The organism is Corynebacterium sp. c25Ua_89 (assembly GCF_047459735.1).
Taxonomy (GTDB): domain Bacteria; phylum Actinomycetota; class Actinomycetes; order Mycobacteriales; family Mycobacteriaceae; genus Corynebacterium; species Corynebacterium simulans.
This window is the reverse complement of the sequence record NZ_JASBOD010000003.1, coordinates 20,257-33,769: the sequence shown is the minus strand read 5'-3', so window position 1 is coordinate 33,769 and position 13,513 is coordinate 20,257. Positions and strand designations below refer to the sequence as shown.

Below are 13,513 nucleotides of genomic sequence, written 5' to 3'. Positions count from 1 at the left end.
CGGCATAGCTTACCGAGAAGGCACCTTGCCGGGATACTCAACCTTGAAGAAGTCCAAAATGGAGTTGGTTGCCCAATCGTGCGGGACAAGCCCGCTGCGATCCGTTACGCCACCGTTCCAGGTGTGCGTGCCGCCCTTAATTTTGTAATTCACGGTGGGCACCGCGCAGGAACCCCACGTAAAGCGGGTGACTGCGTCTTCCCGGTGCTCGGCGGGGAAAGGATCGCAGGCATTGTCCTCGGCGACTTCCGCCATGGTCTCCTCCACACCGCGGTAGTGGCCACCGTGGGCGGTGCCGCCACCGTAATTAATAACGACGTCGGCAGTGCCGTGCACCGCAAAATAAGGGGTGGGCTTACCTTCACAGTTTTCATCCACGGCATCGTAGTTCGCCGCGGAAACCGTGGCGGCGCCGTCCAACTGCCGGTTGCAGGCTAGGGCGCGCACGAAACCGCCGCCATTGGAAAAGCCTGCGGCAAAGACGCGGCCATCGGTGTTGTAATTCTGTTTAACCCAGGCCAAGGTGTCATCCACCAAAGCGAAGTCTTCCCCCAAGGAAGTCCGCGCATAAGGCGCAGGCGCCCAAGCCTCCCCAATACCCGCCGGAAAGAGGGTAATGGCGTTGGCCTCATAGAGCTCAGTGTCCTGGAAGATGGTCGCGGGATCGCTGTTATATCCATGAAAGACCATGACCACCGGCGCGGGCTGCGCTGCGTCATAGTTATCGGGTACGTGCGCGATGAAGCTTCTGCCGCTAGGCAGCTCGATCGTGCGAAAGTGGCCGGTCTGCGTTGCGCCCTGGGAAGGAAGCTCGGCCTTTTCCGAGGCCGCTTCCATGTCCGCGGGATAATCATAAGGGCCGTGCCCCGGCTCATCGACGTGCGAGCACGCGCTCAAGCCTAGGCACAGCGCTATTAAAAGATACTTGCGCACCTATCTAGAGAGCGCGCAGCTTTACTGCTGTGCCGGTGGCGGTGACCATCAGCATGTCGTTGGCCTGGCCCATAGGCGAGTAGTCAAAGCTGATGCCCACGACGGCGTCGGCGCCCAGCTCCTGGCCGCGGTTCCACAGCTCGTTAAGCGCTGCCTCGCGGGCTTTGACTGCCTCTTCCTCATAGCCAGCGGAGCGGCCGCCAGTGAAGCTGCGGAAGGAGGCGCCTAAGTCCTTGAGGAAGTTAATACCGGTCACCGTCTCACCCGCAATGACGCGAATGTACTCGGTGATTTCGTGACCATCGACGTTGTTGGTGGTGGTGAAAATCATGAGCTCTAGACTACCTGCGTTCTGGGGGAAGATCAGCGACGCCGAAGTGCACGCCCGGCGTGCCGCCGGCGCGAGTGAACTCGACCTTCAAGTCGTCCTTCTTGCCAAAGGCCACGAGGTGGCGGGCCACAACGCGCTCGACCGACTCGATGCTTTCTGGGTCTGCCTCGACGTTGAGGAGGAGGATGTTGGGCTCAACAGAAAGGTCGAGGGTGCCGCGAGTGTTTTCGCGCTCGAAGACGCAGCGGCCGGTTTCGGTTTCTGGTGCCCAGTGGGCGTCAATCTTGGCAGAGAAGTGTGATGCCAGCTGCTTGCCGTAGCGTGCCGGGCGATCGGTTGAAACGCGTGCGGTGGAATTGCTCATGCCGGTCACTGTACGCGTTTTAGGTTTACCTAACCAGTGCGAGTATTCCCTCATAAATCATCACGCAGCCCAAGGCGCCGAAGATGAGGCCCGAGCCGATATCGAGATGGGCCGAATACTTCGTGAGAAAACGCGCCGCCGCGCGGACGATGAGCGCGAAGGTAGAAAACCACGCCACGGAGACCACAGTCAGGAGGATGGCGATGAACACGGTCCATTCAAGCCCCATGTCAGGGTGAATGAACTGGGCAAAGACGGCACCGAAGAAGACGAGCGCCTTCGGGTTGGAAAGGTTGGTGAGCATGCCCAGCTTGTAGGCGCGGCCAGCGGTGATGTCCTCGACGTCGCCAGTGCTCACTGCCTGTTCGATGTGCTCCTCGTCGAAACTTCCCGCGCTTTCTACGGCGTTTTCCGCTGAGTCCTGTGAAGTACTGCGGGCAGAGTTAAGGGCAGAGCGCCGTTGCGCCAGGCCCGAGCGGATGGAGCCATAGGCCATCCAGAGAAGGAAGCCGCCGCCCACCAGCTGCAGCAAGCCGAGCAGACTGGGGCGAGCGGCGATAAGAGCAGATAGCCCTGCCAGGGAGGCGGTGAGCCAGACGACGATGCCTGTGCAGATGCCCAGCGCGCACATGATTCCGGCACGCGTGGAGCGCGGGGCAACGCGAATAATCTGCACTACGTCTGGGCCCGGAGCCACAATCATGGCCACCCATACTCCAAGCAGCGTGACTAGAGCAGCTCCGGACATTCGACCCCTTTGTTATTTCTTAGTAAGCACCCTTCACGGCCTGCTTGTGATCGCGCACTGCCTCGCCTGGGGCGTACAGCGGCATGTCCTCGCCGGCCTTGTACCAGGTTACGTCGTTAAGCGGTGCCAAAGGCTTCTTTCCGGCAATCAGATCGGCGGCCTTCTCGCCCACCATCATCGTTGGCGAGTAGATGTTGCCGTTGGTCACGGACGGGAAGACGCCAGCATCAGCGATGTAGAGGCCCTCAATGCCCCAGACCTGCATGGTTTCTGGGTCCACAACCGCCATTGGGTCATCCTTGGAGCCCATCTTGGTGGTGCACGACGGGTGCAGTGCGGTCTCACCGTCGTTGCGTACCCATTCGAGGATCTCCTCGTCGGTCTGTACGTCAGGGCCCGGGCTGAACTCGCGGGCGCCCACCTCAGCCATGGCTTCGGTGTCCAGCAGAGAACGCGCAACGCGCACTGCCTCGACCCACTCGCGGCGATCCTGGTCGGTCTTCAGGTAGTTGAAGAGAATCTCCGGCTTTTCGTGGATATCGGCGCTCTTGATGCGGACATGGCCCTTGGTATCGGAGAACATCGGGCCAACGTGCCACTGGAAGCCATGCTTGACGTCGGCCTTCTGGCCGTCGTAGCGCACTGCCATCGGCAGGAAGTGGAACATCAGGTTCGGGTATTCCTCGTTCTCGTTGGAACGAACGAATCCGCCGCCCTCGAAGTGGGAGGTTGCAACCGGGCCCTTCTTGGTGAGAATCCACTGCAGGCCCATGAATGGCCAGCGCCACTTGTCCAGGTAAGGCTGGGAAGAAGCGGTGGACTTGGTGGTCTCGTACTGGATGTAGACCTCGAGGTGATCCTGCAGGTTCTCGCCGACGCCCGGCAGGTGCTTGACGACGTCAATTCCGTGCTTGCGCAGCAGCTCCTCGTCACCGACACCGGAGACCTGCAGCAGCTGCGGGGTGTTGATGGCGCCAGCGGAAAGAACGATCTTGTCCGCGAATACGCGGTGGACGCCGCCCTTCCACTCGTATTCCACGCCGATGGCCTTCTGACCTTCGAAGAGGACCTTGGTGGTAAACGCGCGGGTACGAACCTCGAGGTTCTCGCGGTCTAGATTCGGGTGCAGGTATGCACGCGCGGCGGACCAGCGCTTGCCGTGCTTGATGTTGCGGTCGAAAGGAGCAAAGCCTTCCTGGCGGTAACCGTTAACGTCGTTGGTCAGGTGGTAGCCGGCCTGCTGCACGGACTTGAACAGGGCCTGGAAGAGCTCGCTGGTTGCCGGGCCGCGGGAAAGGTAGAGCGGGCCGTCGTGGCCGCGGCGCGGATCGTTATCTTCTGCCGCGGCGGCGTTTTCCATGCGGTTGAAGTATGGCAGGCAGTGCGCGAAGTCCCAGTTTTCCATGCCCGGGTTCTTAGCCCACTTCTCGTAGTCCATCGGGTTACCACGCTGGTAAATCATGCCGTTGACGGAGGAAGAGCCACCGAGCAGCTTGCCGCGGGCGTGGTAGATGCGGCGGCCGTTCATCTCTGGCTCCGGCTCGGATTCGTACATCCAGTCGTAGTTCTTTGCACCAATCGGGAAAGAGAATGCGGAAGGCATGTGGACGAAGAGATCCCAGAGGGAATCGTTGCGTCCGGCCTCAAGGACCAGCACACGAGTGTTCTTGTCTTCGGTCAGGCGTTCGGCGATGACGGAGCCTGCGGAGCCACCGCCAACGACAACTACGTCGCTTACTTCATCGGTGACCTTTTTAGCGGAACGCTTCTTGGTCAGCTTGTCCATAAAACCCATAAATCCCCTTCTTTCTGTGAAATATTTCACACGTCAAGATTGTCCCACTGGAAGTGAAAATATTGTAATTTATACAAAAGTCTGCATTTATTCACATCGCCTCATGTGCGGGCACTACCTTCAGAGTACACATCCCTCTAGAAGTTTGCCCATCTTAATGTATATTTACCTTGTCCGGATGGATGTCTCTGGAGATGAAATCCGAAGTCTTTGCACATAGGTTGTCCGAATATGATTCATTTCACTCACCTTTCTCTCCCTGTGATCTTGTGAGCATTTTGGGGCACCCGTGCGAAAGATTCGGCCCAAACCAACCAACATTAGGAGAAGTAGATGGCTAACTTTGACCCTCACGATCCTGAGGAGTCTCACACTTCAAATAAAGCCCCCCAAGAAGGGGGTAAAAACACCTCTCTCGCAACCCCCTCTGGAGAGCCCAAGAAGCGCAGCCCACGCTACCAAGTTCGTGCCCTCGTCGGCAGCTACAAGGCTGAAACCGGCGATGCCGTAGGCGCGGATCAGGTCCCTGCTCCCAAGACAAACTGGCCGGTATTTATCATCTCCGGCGTCCTCATTATTGCCATGGCGCTCTATGCCGGGCTCGGCCGCGATTCCGCGGCGGAAACCCTCGCCAGCGTCACCGGCTGGATCGGCCACAACCTCGGCTGGTTCTATGTCCTCACCGCCACCATCGCCGTGGTCTTCGTGCTCTATATTGCCTTTTCCAATGCCGGCAATATCCGCCTCGGCCCGGACCACTCGCGGCCGAAATTCAACACCTTCTCCTGGGCTTCCATGCTCTTTGCCGCCGGCATCGGCGTGGACCTCATGTTCTTCGCCGTCGCAGAACCCGTGACCATGTACGTCACCCCACCGGTCGGGGAAGGCGAAAACATGGAGGCCGCCAAGGAGGCCGTGGTGTGGGCGATGTTCCACTACGGCATCACCGGTTGGGCGCTTTATGCACTGATGGGCATGGCCTTCGGTTACTTCGCCTACCGCCTCAACATGCCACTGGCTATCCGCTCCGCGCTGTATCCGCTCATCGGCAAGCGCGTACACGGCCCAGTTGGTGATGCAGTCGATATCGCTGCCATGCTGGGCACCGTCTTCGGTGTGACCGCCTCCCTGGGCATCGGTGTGGTGCAGCTGTCCTACGGCTTCCACCTCATCTTCGGCATCGAGCAGGGCCTTGGCCTGCAGTCCGCTCTCATCATTATTGCGGTGGCCATTGCCACACTGTCGGCTGTATCCGGTGTGGATAAGGGCATTCGCTTCCTCTCCGAGCTGAACGTCTATTTGGCCATCGCGCTGATGGTCTACGTCGTGGTCTTTGGCAAGACCGCCTACCTCTTCGATGCCATCGTGACCAATATCGGTGACTACGTCTCGAAGTTCCCATCCTGGACCATGGAGACCTTCGCCTTCGCCGAAGACCAAGCCAACGTAGACACTTGGATGCAGTCCTGGACCCTCTTCTTCTGGGCATGGTGGATTGCCTGGGCTACCTTCGTCGGCCTGTTCCTCGCCCGTATTTCCCGCGGCCGCACCCTGCGGCAGTTCATCTTCGGCGTGCTGACCTTCCCTTTCCTGTTTATCCTGATGTGGATGTCCTTCTTCGGCAACACCGCTTTGGACATGGTTCGTTCCGGCGAATACCCCGACTTTGCCGAAGCCGCGATCAATACACCGGAGCAAGGCTTCTACGACATGCTGGCCGAGTTCCCCGGCGCATCCATCGTCATCTTCTTGACCACGTTCATCGGTCTGCTGCTCTACATCACCTCAGCCGACTCTGGTGCGCTGGTGATGTCCAACTTCACCTCGAAGATTACGGATAACCGCCAGGACGGCCCGAAGTGGATGCGCATCTTCTGGTCCGTCACCGTGGGCGCACTAACCCTGGCGCTTTTGCAGATCGATGGCATCACCACAGTCCAGTCCGCCACCGTGGTCATGGGCCTGCCTTTCGCCTTCGTGGTCTACCTCATTATGTTCTCCCTGTGGAAGTCCCTGCGCCTAGAAAACGTGCAGCGCGAGGCCCGCACCACCGCTATGCACGGAGTGATTTCCTCCCGTACCGAGCGCGAACCGGCCAATGCCGACCTCTGGAAGAACCGCCTCGACCGGGCCAATACCTTCCCCTCCAAGCAGGAGATGGATACCTACCTGCGCGAAACCGCTACCTACGCCCTCCAGCAGGTGGCAACGCACATGCGTACCCGCGGCTACGACGCCATCTTGCTCACCAGTGAGCTTCCCGACGTCGAACTGCCCCAGCTCGACCTAGAAGTAAAGCTGCACAATGAGCGCATGTTCCGCTACCAGCTCTTCCCGGTTGCGGCCGAGCGCCCCGATTTCAGCGCGGGCGAAGGCGACGAGTACTACCGCCTCGAGGTCTACGATATGACCGGTTCGCTGGGCTATGACGTCTACGGCTATTCCGAGAACCAGATCATTAACAATGTGCTGGATCTTTATGAGCGTCACTTGGCCTTCCTCTACATGCAGCAGACCCAGCCGGGTGACTCCGATGTCTCTGATGGCGCCGAGCCCGAGCGCACCTGGCGCGAAGATAACTAAGCTGGCCACTACAACTACCTCTATGAGAGAAAGGTTGCTTTTCACTTGAGCACCCAGAACACTTTGTTCGACCCCACCCAGACCGAGCTGCTAAAGGGCGTACATGCTGATGGCGCCCCGAAGTCCCTGTTCATCAACGGTAAGTGGGAAGCCGCCCAAAGCGGCGACACCCGCACCATCATTTGCCCGGCAGACGGCTCCACGGTGGGCGAAGTTTCCGAGGCATCCAACGAGGACACCGAGCGCGCCATCAAGGTTGCCCGTGAAAGCTTTGATAGCGGCGAGTGGGCTAATACCCCGGCCGCAGAGCGCGGCAAGCTGGTCATCCGCGTGGCCGATTTCATCCGCGAGCACAAGGAACTTTTCGCTTCCGCCGAGTCCGCTGATACCGGCAAGCGCTATGAGGAGTCCTTGGGCGATATGGATGACATCGCCAACGCCTTTGAGTACTTCGGCACCCTGGCCCAGCACCAGGCCGGCCGCGTAGTCGACCCGCAGGATCCCAACCTGCGATCGCGCATCGACGCCGAGCCCGTTGGCGTCTGTGGACTGATTACCCCGTGGAACTACCCGCTTCTGCAGGTCTCCTGGAAGGTCGGCCCGGCCCTGGCCGCCGGTAATACCTTCGTCCTCAAGCAGGCGGAGCTTACCCCACACACCGCGATGCTGCTCATGGCCGCCCTCAAGGAATGTGGCCTGCCAGACGGCGTAGGCAACCTGATTACCGGCGCCGGTGCTAACTGCGGCAACCCGCTGTCGCAGCATCCTGACGTCGACATGGTTTCCTTCACCGGCGGCCTAGTCACCGGCAAGATCATCGCAAAGAACGCTGCGGAAACTGTCAAGCGCACCGCGCTGGAGCTCGGTGGCAAGAACCCGAACGTCATCTTCGCCGATGCTGATTTCGACGTCGCCGTGGACAACGCCCTCAACGGCGCTTTCTTCCACTCCGGCCAGGTCTGCTCCGCGGGTTCCCGCATCATCGTGGAAGAATCCCTGCACGACAAGTTCGTCGACGCCCTAGTAGAGCGCGCCAATAAGATTAAGATCGGTGGCCCGACCGATGAGAAGGCCGAGACCGGCCCGCTCATCTCCGCCGATCACCGCGAGAAGGTCGCCGCCTACGTGGACAAGGCCCGCGAGCAGGGCGCCAAGATCCTCACCGGCGGCCGCGCTGCTACCAGCGAGGACACCAATGGCCAGCACGGCACCGGCAACACGGACCTGGGCAAGGGCATGTACTACCTGCCGACCATCATCGATGGCGCCACTAAGGACATGGAATGCGTCCACGACGAGGCCTTCGGTCCGACCGTGACCATCGAGACCTTCACCACTGAAGAAGAAGCCATCGCTACCGCGAACGACACCGAGTACGGCCTGGCAGGCGCCGTATTTACTAGCGACGCCGGCAAGGCTGAGCGCATGGCACGCGCTATGCGCCACGGCACCATCTGGATCAATGACTTCCACCCGTACCTGCCGCAGGCCGAGTGGGGCGGCTACAAGCAGTCCGGCAACGGCCGCGAGCTTGGCCCCACCGGCTTGGCCGAGTACCAGGAGCACAAGCACGTGTACCAGAACCTCTCCCCTGCCGCTTGGGATCAGTTTGGCCTGCAGTAACTAAGCCGGCCACATAAAAGTCAGCCCCCGCTGCTCGGAAAGAGCGCGGGGGCTGGCTTTTTATATGCGGCCAACGGGCACTGATTATGCGGAAACGGCGTCTTCCAGCTCAGCCAGCAAGGAAGTGGTGCGCTCCACCTTGAAATCGACCGGACGGAATTCGCCCTCCGCCCAGTCGGTGGCGAGGAAGAACTCGATCTGGTTGCGCAGCTGTGGCATGGAGAAGTTCACCACGATAGGGCGCCATGCCTCGATCGCGCGAACGGCACCGGATGGGCCGTAGCCAACGAAGGCAACGGGCTTGCCCGCCCACTCTGCGGCCAAGCAGTCAAAGGCATTCTTGAACGGGCCTGGCACGGAGCGGTTGTACTCTGGCGTGATGAAGATGAAGCCATCGCAGGCGTCCACTGCATCAGACCATGCCTGGACCTTCTCGTCCTCGTACTGCTTATTAGCGGCAGCCGGTACAACTTCGGTGGTCAGAACCGGAATATCGAATTCTTTGAGATCCAGCAACGTGTAGTCCACGCCATTCTGGCGTCCTTGGGCCACGTCGTTGAGCCACTCGCCTACTACCTTGCCGACGGCCTTATCGCGGATGCTGCCGATGATGATGCCAATACGAGACATGAGAAAACCTTCTTTTCTTCAAGCTTTATGTAACATCTCTAGATTACAGACCGTGCAGATACTTGTCTGATGGTGATGTTGATACGTCCCTCTCTAAGCCCACAGCCCTCCGGCAGCGTGCCGTCATTGACGCGCACCACCCCGTGGTAGGCGTAGCGCTTCGGTCCGCCAAAGACCACCAAATCACCACTACACAGCGTGATATCGTCCCACGGCCGCGTGCGCGCCTCGGTATGCCCCATACGGAAAAGTGCCTCATCCCCAATGGAAAGCGAAATCACCGGCGCAGGTGATTCCTCAAAGGCATCCACGTGCATGCCCATGGCCGATCCCGGTGGATAGTAATTCACCAGCGCCATCTCCGGCACGAAAGTCTCGACCCATGGCTCCAGCTCGGGTGCCACCTCGGCCGCGGCGCGCAATGCCCCCGGAGCAATCCGCCGCAGGCTTTCCGGAACCGGCGGAACCCGCGTGCCGTCCATATTATCTACATACCGATAGCTGGGATAATGCCAATACCTGCCCAAATGCAGCTGAAATACGCTCATTTGCCCGCCGGATTTCAACCGCGGGCGCACCATCGCCATCGGTGTCGCCGCATACTCGCGCGCAATGCCGCGCATCTCCTCTACCAAGGCTTTCTGCTTATCGACGCCCACCCATCCCGGCACATGCCCCACCCCCGGAGCCACACGCACGCTCGGCCGCGGCAGCGAATCAAAAAGCATGACCTCACCCTAATCCGAGCACCCCAATAAATCGATCCACTCACCCTCTACAATGACCACCATGGATGCACAGGAGCGGCAGGACTTGGAACGCTACGGCTCATGGGAGCGAATGACCGGTGGGGAGTGGTTCTTGCCGAGCATGCCGGAGGCGAAGAAAGAGCACCAGCGCACTTTTCGCTTGGTAAAGCAGCTCAACGAGCTGCACAATACGGACCAGGAGCGTGCCGAAGGCATTTTGCACGAGATACTGCCGGAAGATTCCGCGGTGCCAGGCCTGCATGTGCCGTTGAATCTGGAGTACGGCTGCAATCTAGTATGCGGCGAGCGCGTCTTCATTAACTTTGGCGCTACCATTTTGGCCCAGGCCCAGGTGATGCTCGGTGATGGCGTCATGGTGGGCCCCAATTGCTCCCTGATTACGGTGGGGCATCCGGTAAACGATCATGAGATGCGCGCTGGTGGGTGGGAGATAGCCAAGCCCATCACCATCGGTGACAACACCTGGCTCGGTGCCAACGTCACTGTGCTGCCAGGCATCACCATCGGAAAGAACTGTGTCATCGGCGCAGGCACACTTATTACCACCGATATCCCGGATAATTCGCTGGTCCTGGGATCACCCGGCCGCGTGGTGCGCGAGCTGGAAGACAATGAAGAGGTCTGGGAACGCCAGGATCTCAACGGTCCTGTCGAAGGTTTTGGAGCCGCCAAGTAAATGTTTGATCTCGCTCGCATCGGCGATGGTCTGCCCGTCGCCGAGACCATCGATTCGCTGCCGGAAACCGGAAACGTCGTCATCCAGGCCCCGCCCGGCACGGGTAAGACCACACTCGTGCCACCGGCGCTAGCCAATCATGCGGCAGGAGGTGGCAAAGTCATTGTCACCGCCCCACGTCGTGTGGCCGTGCGCGCGGCCGCGCAGCGATTAAGCACGCTTAGCGGCACCCCGGACAAGGTCGGCTTCGCCATCCGAGGCGAGTCCCGCAAGGGCAGCGAGGTCGAGTTCGTCACGCCGGGCGTGCTGCTGCGCCGCCTGCTTAAGGATCCGGAGCTCGAGGGCGTGTCCGCCGTTGCCATCGATGAGGTCCACGAGCGCCAGCTCGATACGGATTTGGTGCTAGGCATGTGCCTGGAGCTGACCGAATTGCGTGAGGACTTTCGCGTCATCGCCATGTCCGCCACCGTGGATGCACAGCGCTTTTCCCAACTTATGGACGCACCCGTGCACGTGACCGAGGCGGTGACCCATCCGCTTGATATCCATTACGCGCCCCTGCCGGGCAGGGCGGCGGGAACGAGGGAGTTTTACGGGGACATCGCCAAGCAGGCAGCCTGTCAGCAGGAATCAACGCTGGTCTTTGTGCCAGGCGTGCGCGAAGTAAACCTCGTCTGTGAAGCGCTGCAGGGCCATAATGTGTTCCCGCTGCACGGCAAGCAGACCACCGCGGAGCAAGACGCCGCGCTATATACCGATGAACAGCGCATCGTCGTAGCTACCTCTATCGCGGAGTCCTCGCTTACCGTGCCGGGCGTGCGCGTGGTGGTAGATGCCGGGCTTTCCCGCGTTCCCCGGCGCGACACCCAACGCGGCATGTCCGGGCTAGTGACGGTGTCTACCTCAAAGTCGAGTGCCGACCAGCGCGCTGGTCGTGCTGGCCGTGAGGCACCAGGCACCGTGATTCGCTGCTATTCGCAGGACGATTATCAGCACTTTTCCCCACACACTACTCCGGAGATCCTCTCCGCGGACCTAACCCAGGCCGCGCTGTTTTTGGACTGCTGGGGCGCGGGCCCCGATTTCCCGCTGCTCGATCCGCCCCCAGCCCAGGCCCTCGCATCCGCGCAGGCAACGCTCAAGCGCATTGGTGCCACACAGGAGCTTGCCCTCCTGCCCACCGATCCGCGCCTCGGCGCCTCCTTGCTCCGCCACGGCAGCCAGGCCGCGCCCGTTATCGCCTCGCTTGCCGACGCCCCCTTAACCCCCGATCTCACCCGTCACCGCCCACCTCAAAAAGAGGTCAAGCGGCTTGCACGTCTCGTAGACGATCTCGGCCCCGCCGATCCCGGGGAGGTCGTCGCCACCGCCTTTCCCGAGCAGGTGGCCAAGCGCATGGGCGAGGACTACCTGCTGGCTAGCGGCACCCGCGCGCGCCTGCTCGATAGCTCGGGCCTCACCGGTTCCCCGTGGCTCGCCATCGCGGAGGTTTCCCTGTCTAATGCGGGCAATGCCATCATCCGCTCGGCCGCCCGCATCGAGGAAACCGCAGCTCTGGCGGCCATCGGCGTCACCGAAGAAACCCGCGCCTTCCTGCGCGATGGCCGTGTGCGCGGCGTCAAAGTCAAGGCCGCGGGCGCCATCACGCTTTCTGAAACCCCTGTCAAAGTCACCGGCCCCGCAGCCGAGGGGGCACTTGCCGCCGGCATCCGTGAAGAAGGCCTAGGCCTCTTTACCTTCAGCGAGAAGGCCCAAAGTTTAAAAGACCGCCTGCGCCACCTGCACGCCCACTTTGGCGAGCCGTGGCCAGACGTGGAGCAGGCGGATCCCGCCGAGTGGCTCGGATCCGAACTCCACCGCATCGCGGAAGGAACCCCCGCCGCCAAGCTCGACATGTACCCCGCGCTGCAACGCCTTCTGCCCTGGCCAGAAGCCACCCACCTGGACGAGCTCGCCCCTGAACGCCTCCCAGTCCCCTCCGGCCGGGACGCACGAATCGACTGGTCCGGCGATCGCCCCGTGGTTCACATCAAGCTACAAGAATGCTTCGGCCTGGCCGCATCTCCCGAATACTGCGGCCACCGCGTGCAATTCCACCTGCTCTCCCCCGCCGGGCGGCCACTCGCGGTGACCGATGATCTCGCCAGCTTCTGGTCCGGCCCCTATGCTGGCGTGCGCGCCGATATGCGCGGGCGCTACCCCAAACACCCGTGGCCGGAGGACCCGTGGAACGCGGTTGCTACCGCGCGCACCAAAAACCGAATGTAGTTAGCCCCATTGCTGCCAGCCCAGGTAGCAGCTCATGACCACGACCAAGGTAAGTAACGCGTAGCGGATGAATTTGGCGCCGCCACCAAGTACGGTACGAGCGCCGAGGAGTGCGCCGGCGATATTGGCTACACCGAGCACGATGCCAAGCGTCCACCACACGTGCCCGCCAATAATAAATACGATAAGCGCACCGAGGTTGGTAGCTGTATTGACTACCTTGGCCATGGCCGCAGAGGTCAAAAAATTCTGCGCAAAAATAGAGGTAAACGCCATGATCAAAAACATTCCGGTACCCGGACCGAAGATGCCATCATAAAAGGAAATGATGCCGGAGAGCACCAAGACCACGACGGTCCGCCACCCGCCACGGATACCGGCCGAGTCGCTGTTGCCAAAATCTGGCTTGAAGGCAACGAAGATGCCCACGGCCACCATGAGCACGATGATGATGGGGCGCATGATGTCTTTATCGAGGCTCGAGGCCACGCTGGCCCCCAATCCGGAGCAGACCAGCGCGATGAGGATGAAGCGCGCCATTTCTGCCTTGTCCAGCTTCACCTTGCGAGCGAGGGTCACGGCAGCGGATCCGGTGCCGGTCACCGCGGCGAGCTTGCTAGTGCCCAAAGCAGCGGCCGGAGCAAGGCCCGGCAGGACCGCCAGCAGCATCGGGATCAAGATCAATCCGCCACCGCCGATGACCGCATCGACCCATCCCGCGGCCGCAGTACCAAAGAAGAGAATTATCCACTGCACCACATCGATTTCCACGCCCCCGATCATAAATCTTGA

Annotated in this window: 12 protein-coding genes; 4 read left to right on the top strand and 8 right to left on the bottom strand. The window is 60.7% G+C overall.

Annotation, left to right across the window (positions count from 1 at the left end; all coding sequences use genetic code 11):
• Positions 1 to 9: 9 nt before the first annotated feature.
• Genes QKB66_RS05535 through betA form a run of 5 tightly spaced genes read right to left on the bottom strand, consistent with a single transcriptional unit; the run spans position 10 to position 4,171 of the window.
• Complete coding sequence (locus QKB66_RS05535; RefSeq protein WP_414252876.1) at positions 10 to 933, bottom strand: alpha/beta hydrolase family esterase; 924 nt, start codon at positions 931 to 933, stop codon at positions 10 to 12.
• A gap of 4 nt (positions 934 to 937) precedes the next feature.
• Entirely contained in the window at positions 938 to 1,264 is a 327-nt protein-coding gene (locus tag QKB66_RS05530) for a YbjQ family protein (protein ID WP_062036309.1), read from the bottom strand.
• Between the two features lie 10 nt (positions 1,265 to 1,274).
• The gene (locus tag QKB66_RS05525) at positions 1,275 to 1,628 is read right to left on the bottom strand and encodes a DUF2218 domain-containing protein (RefSeq protein WP_311518618.1); all 354 of its coding nucleotides are present in this window, start codon (positions 1,626 to 1,628) and stop codon (positions 1,275 to 1,277) included.
• Positions 1,629 to 1,653: 25 nt separating this feature from the next.
• A complete protein-coding gene (locus QKB66_RS05520) occupies positions 1,654 to 2,376 on the bottom strand; it encodes a LysE family translocator (RefSeq protein WP_248092893.1) in 723 nt (240 codons plus the stop codon).
• 19 nt (positions 2,377 to 2,395) lie between these two features.
• The gene (gene betA / locus QKB66_RS05515) at positions 2,396 to 4,171 is read right to left on the bottom strand and encodes a choline dehydrogenase (protein ID WP_070497488.1); all 1,776 of its coding nucleotides are present in this window, start codon (positions 4,169 to 4,171) and stop codon (positions 2,396 to 2,398) included.
• A gap of 333 nt (positions 4,172 to 4,504) precedes the next feature.
• Here betA and betT point away from each other — a divergent pair, with 333 nt between their 5' ends.
• Both betT and QKB66_RS05505 read left to right on the top strand, forming a co-directional pair.
• Positions 4,505 to 6,754, top strand: a complete 2,250-nt coding sequence (gene betT / locus QKB66_RS05510) for a choline BCCT transporter BetT (RefSeq protein WP_414252875.1) — start codon at positions 4,505 to 4,507, stop codon at positions 6,752 to 6,754.
• A 45-nt stretch (positions 6,755 to 6,799) separates the two neighbouring features.
• Positions 6,800 to 8,377, top strand: coding sequence for an aldehyde dehydrogenase family protein (locus QKB66_RS05505; RefSeq protein ID WP_414252874.1), 1,578 nt, complete (start codon positions 6,800 to 6,802; stop codon positions 8,375 to 8,377).
• 84 nt (positions 8,378 to 8,461) lie between these two features.
• On the opposite strand, the gene QKB66_RS05500 is transcribed toward QKB66_RS05505, so the two are convergent.
• Positions 8,462 to 9,007: an NADPH-dependent FMN reductase gene (locus QKB66_RS05500; protein ID WP_070433356.1), complete on the bottom strand. Its 546-nt coding sequence runs from the start codon at positions 9,005 to 9,007 to the stop codon at positions 8,462 to 8,464.
• Between the two features lie 38 nt (positions 9,008 to 9,045).
• Positions 9,046 to 9,735, bottom strand: coding sequence for an alpha-ketoglutarate-dependent dioxygenase AlkB family protein (locus QKB66_RS05495; RefSeq protein ID WP_070433355.1), 690 nt, complete (start codon positions 9,733 to 9,735; stop codon positions 9,046 to 9,048).
• 52 nt (positions 9,736 to 9,787) lie between these two features.
• On the opposite strand from QKB66_RS05495, the gene QKB66_RS05490 reads away from it, so the two are divergent.
• Both QKB66_RS05490 and QKB66_RS05485 read left to right on the top strand, forming a co-directional pair.
• The gene (locus QKB66_RS05490) at positions 9,788 to 10,453 is read left to right on the top strand and encodes a sugar O-acetyltransferase (protein WP_070433354.1); all 666 of its coding nucleotides are present in this window, start codon (positions 9,788 to 9,790) and stop codon (positions 10,451 to 10,453) included.
• Positions 10,454 to 12,721: an ATP-dependent RNA helicase gene (locus QKB66_RS05485; protein WP_414252873.1), complete on the top strand. Its 2,268-nt coding sequence runs from the start codon at positions 10,454 to 10,456 to the stop codon at positions 12,719 to 12,721.
• On the opposite strand, the gene QKB66_RS05480 is transcribed toward QKB66_RS05485, so the two are convergent.
• Entirely contained in the window at positions 12,722 to 13,504 is a 783-nt protein-coding gene (locus QKB66_RS05480) for a TSUP family transporter (RefSeq protein WP_083281314.1), read from the bottom strand.
• Positions 13,505 to 13,513 lie beyond the last annotated feature (9 nt).

Coding starts and splice junctions, on each gene's coding strand:
- QKB66_RS05530 (WP_062036309.1), bottom strand. CDS start 1,264: ATGATTTTCACCACCACCAACAACGTCGATGGTCACGAAATCACCGAG.
- QKB66_RS05525 (WP_311518618.1), bottom strand. CDS start 1,628: ATGAGCAATTCCACCGCACGCGTTTCAACCGATCGCCCGGCACGCTAC.
- QKB66_RS05520 (WP_248092893.1), bottom strand. CDS start 2,376: ATGTCCGGAGCTGCTCTAGTCACGCTGCTTGGAGTATGGGTGGCCATG.
- betA (WP_070497488.1), bottom strand. CDS start 4,171: ATGGGTTTTATGGACAAGCTGACCAAGAAGCGTTCCGCTAAAAAGGTC.
- betT (WP_414252875.1), top strand. CDS start 4,505: ATGGCTAACTTTGACCCTCACGATCCTGAGGAGTCTCACACTTCAAAT.
- QKB66_RS05500 (WP_070433356.1), bottom strand. CDS start 9,007: ATGTCTCGTATTGGCATCATCATCGGCAGCATCCGCGATAAGGCCGTC.
- QKB66_RS05495 (WP_070433355.1), bottom strand. CDS start 9,735: ATGCTTTTTGATTCGCTGCCGCGGCCGAGCGTGCGTGTGGCTCCGGGG.
- QKB66_RS05490 (WP_070433354.1), top strand. CDS start 9,788: ATGACCACCATGGATGCACAGGAGCGGCAGGACTTGGAACGCTACGGC.
- QKB66_RS05485 (WP_414252873.1), top strand. CDS start 10,454: ATGTTTGATCTCGCTCGCATCGGCGATGGTCTGCCCGTCGCCGAGACC.
- QKB66_RS05480 (WP_083281314.1), bottom strand. CDS start 13,504: ATGATCGGGGGCGTGGAAATCGATGTGGTGCAGTGGATAATTCTCTTC.